The sequence below is a fragment of the Motilibacter peucedani genome, assembly GCF_003634695.1.
Taxonomy (GTDB): Bacteria; Actinomycetota; Actinomycetes; order Motilibacterales; family Motilibacteraceae; genus Motilibacter; species Motilibacter peucedani.
Window position 1 is genome coordinate 199,151 of the sequence record NZ_RBWV01000016.1, and the last position, 17,108, is coordinate 216,258.

Sequence of the window (17,108 nt, forward strand, 5' to 3'; positions counted from 1 at the left end):
TCTAGCCGCACCCCGCTCGGAACGCAGAGGAGTACCACAGTGGCCAGCATCGACGCCGTCGGAGCCCGGGAGATCCTGGACTCGCGAGGCAACCCCACCGTGGAGGTCGAGGTCGCCCTCGACGACGGGACGATCACCCGCGCGGCCGTCCCGAGCGGCGCGTCCACCGGCGCGTTCGAGGCCAGCGAGCTGCGCGACGGCGAGGCCCGCTACGGCGGCAAGGGCGTCGAGAAGGCCGTCACCGCGGTGCTCGACGAGATCGGCCCCGAGCTGCTGGGCATCGAGGCCAGCGAGCAGCGCATCATCGACCAGACGCTGATCGACCTCGACGGCACGCCCAACAAGAGCCGCCTGGGCGCCAACGCCATCCTCGGCGTCAGCCTCGCGGTCGCCAAGGCCGCGGCCGAGTCGGCCCAGCTGCCGCTGTTCCGCTACCTCGGCGGCCCCAACGCCCACACGCTGCCCGTGCCGATGATGAACATCCTCAACGGCGGGGCGCACGCCGACACCGGCGTCGACATCCAGGAGTTCATGGTCGCGCCGATCGGCGCACCGACCTTCCGCGAGGCCCTGCGCTGGGGCGCAGAGGTCTACCACTCGCTCAAGTCGGTGCTCAAGGCCGAGGGCTTCGCCACGGGCCTGGGCGACGAAGGCGGCTTCGCCCCCGACCTGCCGAGCAACCGCGCGGCGCTCGACCTCATCGGCCGCGCCGTCGAGAAGGCCGGCTTCCGCCTGGGCAGCGACATCGGGCTCGCGCTCGACGTCGCCGCCACCGAGTTCTTCGAGGACGGCAGCTACTCCTTCGAGGGCAAGAAGGCCTCCGCGGCCGAGATGACGGCCTACTACGCCGAGCTCGTCGCGGCCTACCCGCTCATCTCCATCGAGGACCCGCTCTCCGAGGACGACTGGGACGGCTGGAAGACCCTCACCGACCAGCTCGGCTCCAAGGTCCAGATCGTCGGCGACGACCTGTTCGTCACCAACCCCGAGCGGCTCGGCCGCGGCATCGGGCTCGGCACCGCCAACGCGCTGCTGGTCAAGGTCAACCAGATCGGCACCCTGACCGAGACGCTCGACGCGGTGAGCCTGGCCCACCGCAGCGGCTACCGCGCGATGATGAGCCACCGCTCGGGCGAGACCGAGGACACCACGATCGCCGACCTCGCCGTCGCCACCGACTGCGGGCAGATCAAGACCGGTGCCCCGGCCCGCTCCGAGCGCGTCGCCAAGTACAACCAGCTCCTGCGCATCGAGGAGGAGCTCGACGACGCGGCTGTCTACGCCGGCCGCTCGGCGTTCCCGCGCGCGGCCCAGGGCTGAGCGGCGTGACCGCCCGCCGGAGCCCGTCCCGAGCCGCCCGCACGCGGCCCGGGACGGGTCCGGCGCGCGGCCCGGTGGCCCGTCCGGCGGCACGTCGTGACGCGCCGCCGCCCCGCCCCCGGGAGCCCGCGACCCGGACGCGGCGCACCGGCGGGCTCACCACCCGGGCCGCCGTCCTGGCGCTCGTCGTCTGCGCCCTCGCCGTCTCGCTCGCCTACCCGCTGCGCGAGTACCTCCAGCAGCGGGCGCAGACCGCGAGCCTGGCCGCCCGGGTCGCCGAGCAGACCCAGCAGGTGCAGGCCGAGCGCGAGCAGGTCGCGCGCTGGCAGGACCCCGCCTACGTCCGCGCGCAGGCCAAGGCGCGGCTGCGCATGGTCGACCCCGGTGAGCGCCAGTACGTCGTGGTCGAGCCCGAGCGCCCGGCCCGCGCCAAGGCGGCGGGTGCCGCGGCCGCGACGCAGACCCGGCCCTGGTTCGGCTCGCTGTGGGCCTCGGTGGAGGAGGCCGACGCCTCCCGACCAGCCGCCCGACCCGCTGCCGAGTGAGCGGCCCCGCCGAGGCGGACCTCGAGGCGGTCCGCCGCCAGCTCGGCCGTGAGCCCCGCGGCGTGCGCCGGGTGGCGCACCGCTGCCCGTGCGGCCAGCCCGACGTCGTCGAGACCTCCCCGCGCCTGCCTGACGGCACCCCGTTCCCGACCTTCTTCTACCTCACCTGCCCGCGGGCGACCGGAGCCGTGAGCACCCTCGAGACCGGCGGGCTGATGCGCGAGATGACCGAGCGGCTCGCGGGCGACCCCGAGCTGGCCGCCGCCCACGCCGCCGCGCACGAGGACTACCTCGCCCGCCGCGACGCCGCCGAGCGGGTGCCCGAGATCGAGGGCGTCAGCGCCGGCGGCCTGCCCACGCGGGTCAAGTGCCTGCACGTGCTGGTCGCCCACTCCCTGGCGGCGGGGCGCGGCGTCGACCCGCTCGGCGACGAGGCGCTCGACGCGCTGCCCCCGTGGTGGGCGGCCGGCCCCTGCGCGCAGCAGGCGGACGCCTCGTGACCCGCCGGGTGGCCGCCATCGACTGCGGCACCAACTCCATCCGGCTGCTGGTCGCCGACGTCGACCCGCAGGCCGGCACGCTGGTCGACCTCGACCGCCGCATGGAGGTCGTGCGCCTGGGCCAGGGCGTCGACCGCACCGGCCGGCTCGCGCCCGAGGCGCTCGACCGCACCCTGGACGCGACCGTCCGCTACGCCGGGGCGATCGACGCGTTCGGCGCCGACGCCGTGCGCTTCGTGGCGACCTCCGCCAGCCGCGACGCCGAGAACCGCGACGATTTCGTCGACGGCGTCCGCGCGATCCTCGGCATCGAGCCGGAGGTCGTGTCGGGGGAGGAGGAGGCGGCCCTGAGCTTCGCCGGCGCCACGCGCGAGCTGGCGGCCGACGGCGTACCCGGCCCCTACCTCGTCGCCGACATCGGCGGGGGCTCCACCGAGCTGGTGCTCGGCGACGGGTCCGGGGTGCGCGCCGCGCGCTCGGTGGACGTGGGCTGCGTACGCCTGACCGAGCGCCACTTCGCCGCCGACCCGCCGACGCGGGCCCAGGTGGCCGCGGCCCGCGAGGACGCCGAGGCCGCCATCTCGCTCGCCGCCCAGACCGTGCCGCTGCGGGAGGCGCGCACGCTCGTCGGCGTCGCGGGCTCGGTGACCACCGTCGCCGCGATGGCGCTCGACCTGCCGGGCTACGACTCGCGCGCCATCCACCGCGCGCGCATCAGCGCCGACGACGTCCGCGACGTCACCGAGCGCTTGCTCTCCTCGACCGCGGCCGAGCGCGCAGCACTGCCCTTCATGCACCCGGGGCGGGTCGACGTCATCGGCGCCGGCGCCCTGCTGCTCGCCGCGCTCGTGGACCGCCTGGCGGCCGGAGAGGTGGTCGTCAGCGAGCACGACATCCTCGACGGCATCGCCTGGTCGCTCGCCGGCGCGTGACGGCGAGGCCGACGGGGCAGGAGCCTGTCGACAGCGTCGACTCGAGGAGGAGGAGCGTGCGATGACAGTCCCAGCTGACGAGCCGCAGACGAACCAGGACGCCGGCAGCGAGCAGGACGGCCGCGAGGCCGGGCTGGCCGTGCCGGCCGCCGGTCTCGCCGGCGGAGCCGGGACGGGCGGCGGCGGAGGCCTCGGCGTCCCGCTGGTCGCCGGCCTCATGGGCGCCGATGACGAGGAGCGCACGACCGACGAGGCGGCGCAGGACGCCGGCGAGCGCGAGGTCGGCGGCAGCGACGGCCCCGTCGGCGGCACCACTCCGCCCCGCTAGTGGTCGCGGCCCCCGGGTCGGGCTGGCCCGGGGACCCCGCCACCCCGCTCACGCCGGTCGCGCGCCAGGCGGCCGAGGTCCGCGCACTCGCGTCCGAGGCGCCCGGCCTCGACGAGCTCTCGGCGCGCGTCAGCGTCTGCCGCGCGTGCCCGCGCCTGGTCGCGTGGCGCGAGGAGGTCGCGCGCACCAGGCGCCGCGCGTACTCCTCCGAGGACTACTGGGGCCGCCCGATCCCCGGCTGGGGCGACGAGGACGCGCCCGTCGTGGTCGTGGGCCTGGCCCCGGCCGCCCACGGCGGCAACCGCACCGGTCGCATCTTCACCGGTGACGCCAGCGGCGACTTCCTCTTCGCCGGGCTCCACCGCGCCGGCCTGGCCGTCCTGCCCACGAGCACCTCGGCCGACGACGGCCAGCGCCTGGTCGGGGTCCGCATGCTCGCGGCCGTGCGCTGCGCACCGCCGGACAACCGGCCCACCCCTGCCGAGCGGGACGCCTGCGCCCCCTGGATGCACCGCGAGCTGGCGCTCCTGCGCGCCCGTGTCGCGCTCGTGCTGGGCGGCTTCGCCTGGCAGGCCCTGCTCTCGTCGCTCGCCGCGCAGGGGGTGGCCGTGCCCCGCCCACGGCCCCGCTTCGGCCACGGAACCGAGGTGCGGGTCGGCGCGTTGACCCTGGTGGGCAGCTACCACCCCAGCCAGCAGAACACCTTCACCGGGCGGCTGACCGCCGCGATGCTGGACCGGGTGCTCGAGCAGGTGCTGGCGCACGCCCGGTTCGGGCCGGACGGCGACGGCGCGATACCGTGAGGCCATGACTGCTCCGCAGACCTCGGGCCGCCCCCGCATCGTCATCGTCGGTGGCGGCTACGTCGGCATGTACACCGCTCTGCGCCTGCAGAAGAAGCTGCGCAACGACGAGGCCGAGGTCGTCGTGATCGACTCCCGGTCCTACATGACCTACCAGCCGTTCCTGCCCGAGGCCGCGGCCGGCAACATCGAGCCGCGCCACATCGTCGTGCCGCTGCGGCGCGTGCTGCCCAAGCTCAAGGTCGTGACCGGCGACGTCACCGGCATCACCCACGCCCGCAAGACCGTCACGGTCAAGCCGCACGACGGCGACGCCTACGAGATCGCCTACGACCACGTCGTGGTGGCGCTCGGCTCCGTGCCGCGCATCCTCCCCATCCCCGGCCTCGCCGAGCAGGGCATCGGCTTCAAGCGCGTCGAGGAGGCGATCTTCCTCCGCAACCACGTCATCGACCAGCTCGACATGGCCGAGTCGAGCGACGACCCCGAGCTGCGCCGCCGCGCGCTCACCTTCTGCTTCGTCGGCGGCGGCTACGCCGGCATCGAGGCGTTCGCCGAGCTGCAGGACATGGCGCGCTACGCGACCAAGCTCTACGACTCGATCTCGCCCGAGGACCTGCGCTGGGTGCTCGTCGAGGCCGCCGACCGGATCCTGCCCGAGGTCGGGCCCGAGATGGGCGTCTGGACGCTCGAGTCGCTGCGCAAGCGAGGCATGGAGCTCAAGCTCAAGACCTTCCTCAACTCCTGCGTCGACGGCCACGTCGTGCTCTCCGACGGCACCGAGTTCGACACCAACACCGTCGTCTGGACCGCAGGCGTCAAGGCCAACCCGGTCCTCGGCTCCAGCGACCTCCCGCTCGACGAGCGCGGCCGGCTCAAGTGCACCGCCGCGCTGCAGGTCGAGGGCGTCGAGGGCGCGTGGGGCGCGGGCGACTGCGCCGGCGTCCCCGACCTCACGAAGGGCCCGGGCGAGTTCTGCAGCCCCAGCGCCCAGCACGCCGTCCGCGAGGCCCCGGTGCTCGCCGACAACCTGATCGCCACCCTGCGCGGCGAGACGCTGAAGAACTACGAGCACAAGTACGCCGGCTCGGTCGCCGGCCTCGGGCTGCGCAAGGGCGTCGCCAACGTCTACGGCGTCAAGCTCAAGGGCTGGCCGGCGTGGATGATGCACCGCATCTACCACATGAGCCGCGTGCCCACGCTGCGCCGCAAGCTCGAGGTCCAGGCCGACTGGGCCGCCGCGCTGGTCTTCCGCCGCGACGTCGTCTCGCTCGGCTCGCTGCAGCGCCCGCGCCGCGAGTTCACCGAGTTCGCCCCGCGCCCGAAGGTCGACCCCCCGGCTGCGGCTCCGGTGTCCACGACGAAGTGACGCCCCTGCTCGCCGTCACCGTCCTCGGTGACGACCGGCCGGGCATCGTCGCCGAGACCACGGCCCTGCTCGCCGGGCTCGGGGGCAACCTCGAGGACTCGACGATGACCCTGCTGAGGGGCCACTTCGCCATGGTGCTCGTGGTCCGGGTCGACGCGTCCGCGGGCGAGCTCGAGGCGGCGCTCGCGCCGCTGGCCTCCGACGGCTCGCTCGACGTCGCCGTGCGCGCCGTCGCCGAGGGTGCCGCCGCAGCGGGGGGCGGCACCGCGTACCTCCTCTCGGTGCACGGCGGCGACCGGCCCGGCATCGTCTCGGCGGTGATGGCGCAGGTCGCCCGGGTGCGCGGCAACGTCACCGACCTGACGACGCGGCTCTCGGGCGAGCTCTACGTCCTGCTCGCCGAGCTCGACCTGCCCGCGGGCGCCGACGTCGAGGCGCTGCGCGCGTCGCTGGCCGCGGTGTCGCGCGAGCTGGGCGTCGACGCCTCGCTGCGCGAGCTCGACGCCGACGTCCTCTGAGCGCGGCCGTGCTGCCCGAGCTGCCCGAGGGGCGCGTCCTCGAGGTCGTGCGCGCCCCGGCGCACGTGCTCTCGGCACCCTCGCCCGAGGTCGACCCCCTCGACCCGGCCGTGGTGCAGCTGGCGGCCGACCTGCTCGCCACCCAGCGGGTGTCGCCCGGCTGCGTAGGCCTCGCCGCCCCGCAGGTGGGGGTGGCCGCCCGCGTCTTCTCCCTCGACGTGACGGGCCATCCGAAGGCGCGCACGGTCCACGGGCCGGTCGTGCTGGTCAACGCCGAGGTGCTCGTGGCCAGCCGCTGGGAGAAGGGCCGCGAGGGCTGCATGTCGGTGCCCGACCTGACCGGCGACGTGAAGCGGGCGGGCCGGCTGCGGGTCGCCGGCCTGGTGCCGGGCACGGGGGAGCGGCTCGAGGTCGAGACCGACGCCTTCGAGGCCCGTGCGTTCCAGCACGAGATCGACCACTGCGCGGGGCTGCTGTTCCTCGACCGGGTCGCCGGCGCCCACGCGCTGCACCAGCGCAGGACCTACCTGTGAGCGGGGTCCTCCAGCGGGGCTAGGCGTAGGCCAGGTCGTCGGCCCAGTCCTCTGCGCGCACGCCCGCGGGCGCCGCGAGCTTGCGCTTGCCGATGTCGGCGTTCGAGGTGAACAGCACCTGCATGAGCAGGCGCTCGCTCGTGCGCGCCCAGCCGCCGCGGTGGTAGCCCAGCGTGTCGGCGAACAGCACGGTGCCGGCGGGACCGGTCACGGCCTCGACGCGGTCGCCGACGCCGACCTGCTCCGGCGCGTCGACGCTGCCGCGCATCTGCTGGCCGTCGTCGTGCTCGGGCAGGCGCAGGTCGCGCAGGTCGCCGCGGCGGTGGCTGCCTCGCAGGTAGGTGAAGGGCCCGCCGCCCTCGTCGACGTCCTCGAGGTAGACGAACATCTTGAGCACGAAGAAGTCGTCGGCGAGGTCCTTGTGCCACAGCTGGGACGACTCGGCCGGCTTGGAGGTGCGCAGCGAGCGCCAGATGTTGATGTCGCTGACCCGCACCCGCAGCCCGAAGTAGGTGTCGGCGATGCCGCGCAGCTGGGGGTGGAGGGCGACGGACGCGAGCAGGCCGTCGGGCTCGACCTCGGGGCGACGCTTGTCGAGCAGCTCCACGACGAAGGGCTTGTCCCACACGTCGGCCTTGACGCCGGAGTCGAGCCGCGCCTTGTGCTCGGCGATCAGCCGGGCGTTGCCCTGCTCGAGCGAGTGCGCCAGCTCCTGGAGCCGCGGCAGCAGCGTCGCGTCGCCGGTGAGCGCCTCGAGGCTGCTCTTCGCGAAGCCGTCACGGGCGAGGTCGGCGCTCAGCCGCTGGCCCTCGGCGCAGAGCTGCGGGGGAGCGGCGCGGAAGGCCTTCGTGCGCTGGGCGTTGAAGACGTGGCGCCAGACCGGCTCGAAGCGGCGCTTGGCGAGCTGCGTGCCACGCTTCTTGACGTCGGACAGTGCTGGTCGTGCGGCGGCCACGTGCGTCCCTCCCCGGACGGGGCGTCGGTCGACTGCCCCGGGAAACCCTCTCCCACGCCTGCGCGCCTGGTCAACCGCTGGACGGGCGTCGTTCGTCACGTCACGAACCGTGTCGATATGAGCACAGTTCACCCGATCGTCACCCGTACGCTGCACCGCGCTGGTCACAATCGCCGGGTGCACCGCCGTCTCGCCGCCCTGCTCGCCGTCCTGCTCGCCTTCCTGCTCGCCGCGACCCTGCCGGTGCCGCCGGCGTCCGCCGGGGCGGCGGCGCTGCCGCTGGAGACCAGCCGCAGCACCGTCGACCTGCTCGCCCCGCGGGGCGGGTCGGCGGCCGCGACCTTCAGCATCACGACCCCGGACGAGCTGCCGGCCACCGTCTCGCTCAGCAGCAGCCAGCCCTGGCTCAGCGTCCCGGCCACCGCCGCCTCGTCGGCAGCGGTCGTGGCCAGGGCGAGCGCCGCGTCCCTGCGCGGCGGCCTCTTCACCGGCGTCGTCACCGCCAGCGCGCCGGGGTACGCGGTGGTGCGCCTGACCGTGCACCTCTCGGTGCCGGGCGGGCTGGTGACCGCCATCGACTTCGCGCCGGCGGCCTCCCCGGTGCAGGCGGCCTACTACGCCGACTCCGGCGCGGGCTTCGGCGTGCGCACCGGCGCCAAGGAGGGTCCGGGGCTCAGCTACGGCTGGGTGGCGCCGGGCACGTCGACGCCGCTGAGCCTGGTCGGCAGCGCCTACGACCGCGGGCGCCCAGGGGTGGACGACCGCGACGACAGCGTCGTCGTGGCGCAGGGCGGGTCGTGGGAGCTCGCGGTCCCCGACGACCGCTACACCGTCGTCGTCGGTGTGGGCGACGCGCCCGTCGACGGCGCCTACGCCAGCAGCTCCGTGGGCGTCGAGGGCGTGCCCGCCGTCACCGGCTTCACCGGCACCGCCGCCCAGGAGTACGCGCAGGGCACCGCGGTCGTCGACGTGCACGACGGGCGCCTGACGCTCACGACCAGCGGCACCGGCGCGACCGTCGACTGGGTCACCGTCACGACCGCCCCGACCTCGCTCAAGGTCGACTTCGCCACCGGCGCGACGGTGCCCCCGCCGGGCTACCTGCGCGACACCGGCCAGGCCTACGGCGCGCGCGGCAGCGGCTACCAGGGCATCGGCCTGGTCTACGGCTGGGTCGCGCAGGGGAGCGCCGCACCGCTGGACATGACGAAGCAGACCCGCCTGCGCAGCCCGGCTCCGGGCGGCGACGTGCGGCTCGCCGGTCTGCTGCAGATGCAGCCGGCGGGCGGGCCGGCCGGCACCTGGCAGGTCGCGGTCCCGGACGGGACCTACGCGGTGACGGTCGCCGTGGGCGACGCGACCTACCTCGACAGCAGCCACACGGTCAACGTGGAGGGCAGGAGCGTCGTCAACGCGTTCCGTCCGACGGCGGCGAGCCCCTTCACCACGGCAACGGCCGCCGTCGAGGTGACCGACGGAGCGCTGACGGTCGACGCGCTGGGCGGCACCAACACCAAGATCGACTACATCGACGTGGCGTCGACGACCGCGGCCGCGCACCCCACCGTCCGGTCGGTCCGCCCCGCGCCCGGCGCCACGGGGGTGCGCCGCGACACCTCGGTGGCCCTGGAGCTGGTGCTGCCGGGTCTCGGCGGCGTCGACGAACGCACGCTGAGCGCCGACACGGTGCAGCTCCTGCGCACGGCCGACGGCGTGCCGGTGGCCACGCTCGCGAACACCAGCGGCGGCGGCGACGTCGTCGTCGCGCAGCCGCTGGCGCCGCTGGAGGCGCGCACCGCGTACACCGTCCTGGTCACCGCGGGCGTCCGGGACGTGGGCGGCGCCACGCTCGTGCCCTTCACCAGCAGCTTCACCACCGGCGACGACGGCGGGCCGGCCGGCGGGGGCGTCGGCTTCACGCAGGTCCCGCAGCCGACGGCGACGGGCAAGCCCTTCACCTCGGTGACGTTCGGCAAGGACGGGCGGCTCTACGCCGCGACCCTGGACGGGGAGATCGACCGCTTCCCGGTCGCCGCCGACGGCACCCTCGGCACGCCCACCGTCATCACGACGGTGCCGGACCACAACGGCGGTCCCCGCACGGTCATCGGGCTCGCCTTCGACCCGGCGTCCACGGCGAGCGCCCCCGTGCTGTGGGTCACCCACAACGCCGACGTCCTCACCGATGCGCCCGACTGGACCGGCACGGTCAGCCGCCTCAGCGGACCGGACCTCGGCACCTACGAGGACGTGGTCGTGCACCTGCCGCGCTCGATCCGCGACCACGAGACCAACAGCATCGTCGTCGGCCCCGACGGAGCGCTCTACTTCCCGCAGGGCGCGATGAGCTCCGGTGGCGCCCCCGACCGGGTGTGGGGCATGCGCGCCGAGCACCTGATGACCGCGGCGGTGCTCCGCCTCGACCCGGCGCGCCTCGGCGCGCTGCCGCTCGACGCGAGGACGGAGGGCGAGGGCGCCTACGACCCCTACGCCCCCGGCGCCCCGCTCACCATCTGGGCGACGGGCGTCCGCAACGCGTTCGACCTGGTGTGGGCGGACAACGGGCACCTCTACGCGCCGACCAACGGCTCGGCGACGGGCGGCTACACCCCGGCGGAGCCGTCGACGGCGGACGCCTCGTGCGCGCGGCGACCGGACGTCGGCCGGCTGGGCGCCTACGTGCCGCGCGGCACACCGGCGATCAAGGACATGGGCGTGGCCGAGGACGACTGGCTCCTCGACGTCGTCCCGGGCGGCTACTACGGCCACCCCAACCCGACGCGGTGCGAGTACGTCTTCAACGGCGGCAACCCGACCGCCGCCACCGACCCCGCCGAGGCGCCGGGCTACCCGGTGGGCGTGCACCCGGACCGCAACTACCGCGGCGCCGCCCGCGACCTCGGTGCGCACTACTCGCCCGACGGCGCCCTGCAGTACCACGGCAGCGCCTTCGGCGGCGCGCTCGACGGCACCCTGCTGGTCACGCGCTACAGCTCGGGCAAGGACGTCGCCGCCTACGGGCTCGCGCCGGGCGGCGCGGTGACGGCGCAGCTCCCGCCGGTCGTGGGGCTCTCCGGGCTGGCCGACCCCCTGGACCTCGCCGAGGACGTGCGCAACGGCGACCTGTACGTCACCGAGCTCGCCGCCGGGCGCATCACGCTGCTGCGCCCCGGCCTCCAGACCGGCGGGGTGCCGGTGGCGTCGGTCACACCGACCGAGCTCGCGCAGAACACCGTCGTCGGGCGCACCAGCACCCGGGTGGTCACCGTGACCAACACCGGCAGCGGCCCCCTCCACCTCACCTCGCTCGCGCTGACGGGCACCGACGCCGGGCGCTTCGTGCTCGACGCCCCGCCCGTGCTGCCGGCCGAGCTCGCGCCGGGGTCCAGCCTGGCGCTGCGCGTGACGTTGCGGGCAGAGGCGCCGGGTACGAGTGCGGCCACCCTGACGCTGACGACGGACGACCCCGCGCGCGGCGGCGTCGCTGTCCCGCTCCGCGGGCTCGCGGCCCTCGGCACCGCCGAGGGGAGCGAGGCGTCGCTGCAGCGGGTGCTCGTGGCCCTCGGGCTGGGCACCCGCACCGGCGACCCGGACTGGTCGACGCCCGCCCTGCCGGCCGACGTGCGCGGCGACGAGGTCGTGGCGCCCGCGTTCGTGCGGTCCGGGACCGGCCCGGTCGTGCTCTCGGTGCTCGCCGTCTTCACCGGCGGCGGTGGCCCGGTGCTCGACGCCGGGTGGTACGCCGGTGGCGCCCGCCGGCACCTGACCGCGGTCTACGACAAGGGGCCGTCGTCGTACCAGACGCTGTCGCCGGCGGCCGCGCCCGTGCGCTTCGACCCCGGCTCCGGGCCCTTCGGCATCTGGACCCGGTGGGCCGGCGCGAGCGGGCCGCTGGCCTTCCAGGCCGACGCCGCGAACCCCTCCGGGAGCGCGCCGCGGCACCACCAGGTGAAGGTCTTCGCGGTGCGGACGGCCGCCGGCGCCGTGGTGCCCGGGTCCTACCTGCTGGCGTTCGAGCAGGGCTGCTGCGACTGGAACGACACGGTCTACCGCATCGACGGAGTGGCCCCCGCCGCTGCGTGAGCGGGCGACCGGGGCCGCGGACCCGGCTACTATTCGAACGATCCGCCTGTCTAGGCAGCGCAGCCGCAACAGGATCCACGCCTCATGCGTTCTTCCTCGTCAGCGCCTCTCTCGACAGCGAAAGGGACCTCCCCGGTGACTCGGCTCTCCCGATCCCCGCTCGCCCAGCGCCTCGCGCGCCGGTCGTGGATCGTGCTGGTGTGCGTGGTGGTGGCTGCGGCCGTCGCCGCCGCGCTGCACTCCCGCGAGACCACCTCCTACAGCTCGTCCGCCACGCTCATCGTGCCCAGCGGCAACGCTGCGGGCGCCGCGCCGGGCGCGGCCAGCGAGGCGCAGAAGCTCGCCGTCACCTACGCGGCCGGCCTCGGCGAGGACGACGCGGTCGCCGACGCGGTCGCCGCTGCGACGCACCGCACGCGCGGCTACGTCGACGACCACCTGGTGGTCAGCAACGTCCAGGACACCTCGCTGGTGCAGATGAAGTACACCGGCGACAGCCGCGCCGAGGTGACCGCCGCCGGCCACGCCTTCGTGCAGGCGGTGTCCGGCAGCTCGCCGGCCAGCAAGACGGTGCGTCCCGGCACGCTGTCGCTGATCAAGGAGCTCTCGGTCGACTCGGTCGCCCCGAGCAGCTCGGCGATCCCGCTCGGCATCATCCTGGGGCTCGTCCTCGGCGCCGCGCTCGCCGTCGCGGCCGACCGCGCCGACCCGCGCATCTACACCACCAACGACCTGAGCGCGCTGCTGCACTGCCCGGCGACGCGGGTGAGCCCCACGGCCCCGGGCTCGGTGGCCACGCTGGTGCCGCGCTGGCTCGGGCGCAGCTCGAGCGGCGTGACGCTGCTGCCGGTGCTCGACGCCGACCGGCCGGCCGCGGCGCTCCTGCAGGGCCACCTGCGCGCCGCCGGCGACCTGGCCGCCTCCACCTCGGTGGCGTCCAGCAGTCTCGAGCAGCGGCTGGTCGGGGACCTCACGCCGACCCCGGGCGCGCTCGTGCTCGTCGCCCGCGAGGGCGACTCGCTGCGCGCCGTCAGCGACGCGCTGCTGGCGACGGGCTCGCTCGAGACCCAGCCGGTGTGGTTCCTGCTCGTCCCCCGCAGCGTCGGCCGCCGGCGCCGTGCCGAGGAGCCGGCGCGCACCCCCGACCTCGCCCCCCTCGCCGAAGGCCACCGGTGACCGCGCTGGTCGTCTCGTGGATCCCGTTCCACGGCCGCAGCGAGGGCCTGGCCCGGGCGCTGCGCGCGCAGACGCTCTGGACCCCGTGGGCGAAGTCCGGCCAGCCGCGCTCCCGCACGATCCTCGGGTGGGTGCGCAGCGGCGTCGTCACGGTCGCCCGGGTCGCCCGGCTGCCGCGCGGCAGCGTCGTCGTCGTCATGGTGCCGCCGGTGTTCGCGCTGGTGGCCGTGCTGCTCGTGGCCCTGCCGAAGCGGCTGCGCGTCGTCGCCGACATCCACTCCGCCGCGCTCAACGCGCAGGGCTGGGCCTGGAGCCACCCGCTGCTGTTCCGGGCGCTGAAGCGCTGCGAGCTCGTGCTGGTCACCAACGCCGAGCTCGTCGAGGGCCTCGACCTGGGCGACGTGCCGGTGCTGGTGCTCCACGACCCGACCGACGAGCTCGACCCGTCCGCGGTCGGCGAGCTGCCCCCGCTGCCCGAAGGCCGCATCGCGGTGTTCCCCGCCTCCGGCGCCGACGACGAGCCCGTCGAGCAGCTGGCCGCCGCCGCCGCCCTGCTCGAGGGCGAGGTGACCGTGGTCATCACGGGCCGGCGCCCCGGCGTCGCCCCCGGCCCCGGGCTGCTGCTGCCGGGCTTCCTGCCCGACGCGCAGTTCAACGCGCTGATGGTCCGCGCCGACGTCGTGCTCGCGCTGACGACCCGCGAGGCCACCATGCAGCGCGCCGGCTACGAGGCGCTCGCCCTGCGCAAGCCGCTGGTCTGCTCCGGCACCGCGGTGCTGCGCTCCTTCTTCGGCGACGCGGCCGTCTACACCGACCACGAGCCGGCCGACCTGGCCGCCGCGGTGCGCCGCGCGGTCGAGCAGGGGCCGGCCCTGGTCGCCGCGGGCGAGACGGTGCGTGCCCAGCAGGCCGAGCAGCTCGTCGTCGCCGTGCGCGCGATCCGCCCGGACCTGGTGGACGCCGCCAGTGACGCCACCGTCTGAGCGCAGACGGGGCAGAGGTCCGCTCGTCGCCCTGGTCGTCGTGCTCCTCGGCGTCCTCGCCGCCGCAGCCGGAGCCGGCACCGTCCTGCTGCTCCACGACCCGGCCGACGCGCCGCGCACCGACGCGCAGGGCGTCGTGCACCTGGCGCCGGGCGACTCCTGGGCCGGGGCGCTCAGCCGTGCCGCCGCCGGCGCGACGCTGGTGCTCGACCCCGGCAGCTACGACCACCAGGTGCTCACCGGCGTCCACGCGAGGGACGTGACCCTGCGGGGCGCCGACCGCGCCGGCGTGGTCGTCGACGGCATCGAGCTCGACGGCTCCTCCGGCGTGACCCTGCGCTCGATGACCGTGCGCTCGCGCGACGGCCGCGACGAGAGCGCCGTCCAGCTGGGCGGCGGCAGCAGCGACGTCACCGTCGCCGACTGCACGATCCTGCCGCTCGCGCGCTCGGGGGTCGACCTGTTCGGCCGGACGCACGGCGTACGCATCACCGGCAACACCATCGACGGCAGCGGCACCACGGGGGAGGCCGCGACCAACGGCACCTCGCGCGGCATCCACCTCAACGGCGCCCCCTACGACCGCGCCAGCTGGGTGGCCGACGTCACCATCGAGGACAACGACATCTCGCACGCGGGGTCGGACCTGGTGCTGATCGCCGGAGCGCGGCAGGTGGTCATCAGGGGCAACACGCTGCACGACCCGCAGCCCAACGACGACCACAACGACGGCATCCAGGACTACGGCTCCGACGGCGTCACGATCGAGGGCAACACCTTCAGGTCGCACGGCGACAACGGGCCCGACCAGGGCATCATCCTGGGCCGCAACCCGCGCGTCCCCGATCTCACGGTCACCCGCACCGTCGTCAAGGACAACGTCGTAGAGGACTGGCGTGGTACGGGCATCCTGCTCGCGGGCACCGACGACACCGTGGTGACGGGGAACGTGGTGCGGCGCACGGGCACCGACGCCAAGCCAGGCTCGAGCTTCGCCCTGCAGACGCCCGACGGGCTGCAGAACACGCGCGTGCAGCTGAGCGGGAACGACTTCGTGAAGGTCTACGACTCCGGCTCCTGAGCCCTCCGCTGCGCGGCTGGGGCTGAGCGGGTGAAGTCTGCGGCCGTTCGGGTTGTCGGAGCGCGACGCTTCAAGATGGCGGGTCGCCGACCCCGACCACTCTTGCATGACCCGCTACCGCTCACTCCCCAGCTACCTCTCCCGCGGTGTGCTCGCATCCCTCTCGGTCACCGCACTGGCGTTCACCTACCCCGCAGTCTCCTCGGCGACCGTCCGTGTCGCCGCTCCCACCAACCCGGGCGGCACCGTCCACGTCGCCCCCGGTGGCGACGTCGCCGCCGCCATCAGCACCGTGACCCCTGGTGGCACGGTCATCCTCGACGCCGGCCGCTACGACGCGGTGTGGCTCGACAACCGCGCCGTCGCGAACGTCGACCTCGGCGGCGTCACGATCCGCGGCGCGTCGCGCGACGGTGTCGTCGTGAACGGCTTCACCTTCAAGGGCATCGACAACGCCACGCTCGCCGACATGACCCTCACCAACGACGCCACCTCGACCCAGAGCGTCGTACGCATCAGCGACGGCAGCGAGAACGTGACCGTCGACTCGGTGACCGTCAAGCCGAAGACGCTCTCCGGCGTCGACGTCTGGAAGCAGACGAGCGGCATCACCGTGAAGAACAGCACCATCGACGGCACCGGCGTGACCGGCGTCGCGGCCACCAACGGCACCGCGCGCGCCATCCGCATCAACGGCGCGCCCTACGACCTGGCGAGCTGGCCCTCGGACATCACGATCGCCGACAACGACCTCTTCGGTGCAGGCTCGGACATCATCAACATCGCGGGTGCGACGCACGTGTCCATCACGGGCAACGACATCCACGACCCGCAGGTCAACGACGACCACAACGACGGCATCCAGTCCTTCGGCTCGGACGACCTCTCGATCGTGGGCAACACGTTCTCGGCCCCCGGGCCGAACGGCCCGGACCAGGCGGTCATGCTCGGCCCCAACCTCGCCGTCGCCACCCTGCGCGTCAGCAACACCTACCTGGCCGACAACCTGGTCTCCACCTGGCGGGGCAGCGGCTTCAACCTCGGCGGCACCACCGGCACCCAGGTCGTGAACAACACCATCCCGGCGACCGGCACCGCCGCCAGCCGTGGCTCGAGCCTCGTCATCGGCTCCAGCAACCCCGGCGCACACGTGTGGAACAACATCTTCTACAAGGTCAACGCAGCCGTCCCGGTGCCCGAGGACCACAACTGCGTGAACCAGGGCGGTTCGGCCGACGACCTGAAGGTCAGCGACTTCGGCTACGCCAACGCCACTGACTACCAATTGGCACCCGACAGCCTGTGCCGCGACAACGCCGCACCCGGTGGCCCGAGCTCCGACCTCGGCGGGAACGCGCGCGACAGCCGGCCCGACCGCGGTGCGTGGGAGTACAGCGGCTCCGTCGGCGCCAGCGTCTACCTGGGCGACCTGCCCTTCGCCGCGTCCACCAACGGCTACGGCCCCGCCGAGCACAACAAGGCCAACGGCGGCCCGGTCGCCAACGACGGCAACCGCGCACGCCTGCGGTCGGTCATCTTCGAGAAGAACGTCGGCGTCCAGGCGATGAGCACCGTCGACTTCGACCTCGACGGGACCTGCACCACCCTCGAGAGCTCGATCGGCATTGACGACGAGACCGGCGGCAAGGGCACGGCGGTCTTCGAGGTGTGGCTCGACGGCGTGCGCGCCTACCAGAGCCCCGTCCTCAAGGGCACCAGCCCCGCTCTGCCCATGAGCGTGGACATCACGGGCGCGAAGTCCCTGCGCCTCGCCGTGACCGACGCCGGTGACGGCGGCGCCAACGACCACGGCGACTGGGCCGGCGCCAAGCTCATCTGCTTCGCCCCCGGCTCGCGCCAGCTCTCCGGCATCTCCGGCGGCCCGGTCGTGACCCCGCTGCCGCTCCCGACGCCCACCCCCACACCGACGGACACGCCCACCCCGACGCCCACCCCGACCCCGACCCCGACGCCCACCCCGA

15 protein-coding genes are annotated in these 17,108 nt (G+C 74.7%); 14 read left to right on the forward strand and 1 reads right to left on the reverse strand.

What is annotated here, in order from left to right; all coding sequences use genetic code 11:
* Window positions 1-39: 39 nt before the first annotated feature.
* The 9 genes from eno to CLV35_RS18605 all read left to right on the forward strand — a co-directional run bounded on the left by eno (window position 40) and on the right by CLV35_RS18605 (window position 6,848).
* A complete protein-coding gene (gene eno / locus CLV35_RS18565) occupies window positions 40-1,320 on the forward strand; it encodes a phosphopyruvate hydratase (protein WP_121194981.1) in 1,281 nt (426 codons plus the stop codon).
* Window positions 1,321-1,325: 5 nt separating this feature from the next.
* The gene (locus CLV35_RS18570; protein WP_183062066.1) at window positions 1,326-1,865 is read left to right on the forward strand and encodes an FtsB family cell division protein; all 540 of its coding nucleotides are present in this window, start codon (window positions 1,326-1,328) and stop codon (window positions 1,863-1,865) included.
* A complete protein-coding gene (locus CLV35_RS18575) occupies window positions 1,862-2,365 on the forward strand; it encodes a DUF501 domain-containing protein (protein WP_231122044.1) in 504 nt (167 codons plus the stop codon). Before CLV35_RS18570 ends, CLV35_RS18575 begins: the two co-directional genes overlap by 4 nt.
* Window positions 2,362-3,297 (forward strand): Ppx/GppA phosphatase family protein, encoded by a 936-nt coding sequence (locus CLV35_RS18580; protein WP_121195029.1) that lies wholly within the window; start codon window positions 2,362-2,364, stop codon window positions 3,295-3,297. The genes CLV35_RS18575 and CLV35_RS18580 overlap by 4 nt, the downstream gene beginning before the upstream one ends.
* A 61-nt stretch (window positions 3,298-3,358) precedes the next feature.
* Window positions 3,359-3,625 carry a hypothetical protein gene (locus CLV35_RS18585; protein ID WP_121194984.1) on the forward strand — a complete coding sequence of 89 codons (267 nt, stop codon included), beginning with the start codon at window positions 3,359-3,361 and terminating at the stop codon, window positions 3,623-3,625.
* Window positions 3,625-4,428 carry a uracil-DNA glycosylase gene (locus CLV35_RS18590; protein WP_121194985.1) on the forward strand — a complete coding sequence of 268 codons (804 nt, stop codon included), beginning with the start codon at window positions 3,625-3,627 and terminating at the stop codon, window positions 4,426-4,428. The genes CLV35_RS18585 and CLV35_RS18590 overlap by 1 nt, the downstream gene beginning before the upstream one ends.
* 4 nt (window positions 4,429-4,432) lie before the next feature.
* Complete coding sequence (locus tag CLV35_RS18595) at window positions 4,433-5,797, forward strand: NAD(P)/FAD-dependent oxidoreductase (RefSeq protein WP_121194986.1); 1,365 nt, start codon at window positions 4,433-4,435, stop codon at window positions 5,795-5,797.
* The gene (locus CLV35_RS18600) at window positions 5,794-6,315 is read left to right on the forward strand and encodes a glycine cleavage system protein R (RefSeq protein ID WP_231122045.1); all 522 of its coding nucleotides are present in this window, start codon (window positions 5,794-5,796) and stop codon (window positions 6,313-6,315) included. The genes CLV35_RS18595 and CLV35_RS18600 overlap by 4 nt, the downstream gene beginning before the upstream one ends.
* Window positions 6,316-6,323: 8 nt before the next feature.
* Window positions 6,324-6,848 carry a peptide deformylase gene (locus tag CLV35_RS18605; RefSeq protein ID WP_231122046.1) on the forward strand — a complete coding sequence of 175 codons (525 nt, stop codon included), beginning with the start codon at window positions 6,324-6,326 and terminating at the stop codon, window positions 6,846-6,848.
* Window positions 6,849-6,867: 19 nt separating this feature from the next.
* Here the strand turns inward: CLV35_RS18605 and CLV35_RS18610 are convergent, their stop codons facing one another.
* Window positions 6,868-7,803, reverse strand: a complete 936-nt coding sequence (locus CLV35_RS18610; RefSeq protein WP_121194988.1) for a phytanoyl-CoA dioxygenase family protein — start codon at window positions 7,801-7,803, stop codon at window positions 6,868-6,870.
* Between the two features lie 177 nt (window positions 7,804-7,980).
* Here CLV35_RS18610 and CLV35_RS18615 point away from each other — a divergent pair, with 177 nt between their 5' ends.
* The 5 genes from CLV35_RS18615 to CLV35_RS18635 form a co-directional block, all read left to right on the forward strand.
* On the forward strand, window positions 7,981-11,886 hold the full coding sequence (locus CLV35_RS18615) for a choice-of-anchor D domain-containing protein (protein ID WP_231122047.1): 3,906 nt from the start codon (window positions 7,981-7,983) through the stop codon (window positions 11,884-11,886).
* Window positions 11,887-12,021: 135 nt separating this feature from the next.
* The gene (locus tag CLV35_RS18620; protein ID WP_121194989.1) at window positions 12,022-13,062 is read left to right on the forward strand and encodes a hypothetical protein; all 1,041 of its coding nucleotides are present in this window, start codon (window positions 12,022-12,024) and stop codon (window positions 13,060-13,062) included.
* Window positions 13,059-14,045, forward strand: a complete 987-nt coding sequence (locus tag CLV35_RS18625; protein ID WP_121194990.1) for a glycosyltransferase family protein — start codon at window positions 13,059-13,061, stop codon at window positions 14,043-14,045. Before CLV35_RS18620 ends, CLV35_RS18625 begins: the two co-directional genes overlap by 4 nt.
* A gap of 40 nt (window positions 14,046-14,085) precedes the next feature.
* Entirely contained in the window at window positions 14,086-15,126 is a 1,041-nt protein-coding gene (locus CLV35_RS18630) for a right-handed parallel beta-helix repeat-containing protein (RefSeq protein ID WP_183062069.1), read from the forward strand.
* A 106-nt stretch (window positions 15,127-15,232) separates the two neighbouring features.
* The coding region (locus CLV35_RS18635; protein ID WP_183062070.1) for an NPCBM/NEW2 domain-containing protein at window positions 15,233-17,108 on the forward strand (1,876 nt) is incomplete at its 3' end.

What these genes read in the sequence shown, in the direction of transcription:
- CLV35_RS18585 (WP_121194984.1), top strand. Translation starts at nt 3,359, where the DNA reads ATGACAGTCCCAGCTGACGAGCCGCAGACGAACCAGGACGCCGGCAGC.
- CLV35_RS18595 (WP_121194986.1), top strand. Translation starts at nt 4,433, where the DNA reads ATGACTGCTCCGCAGACCTCGGGCCGCCCCCGCATCGTCATCGTCGGT.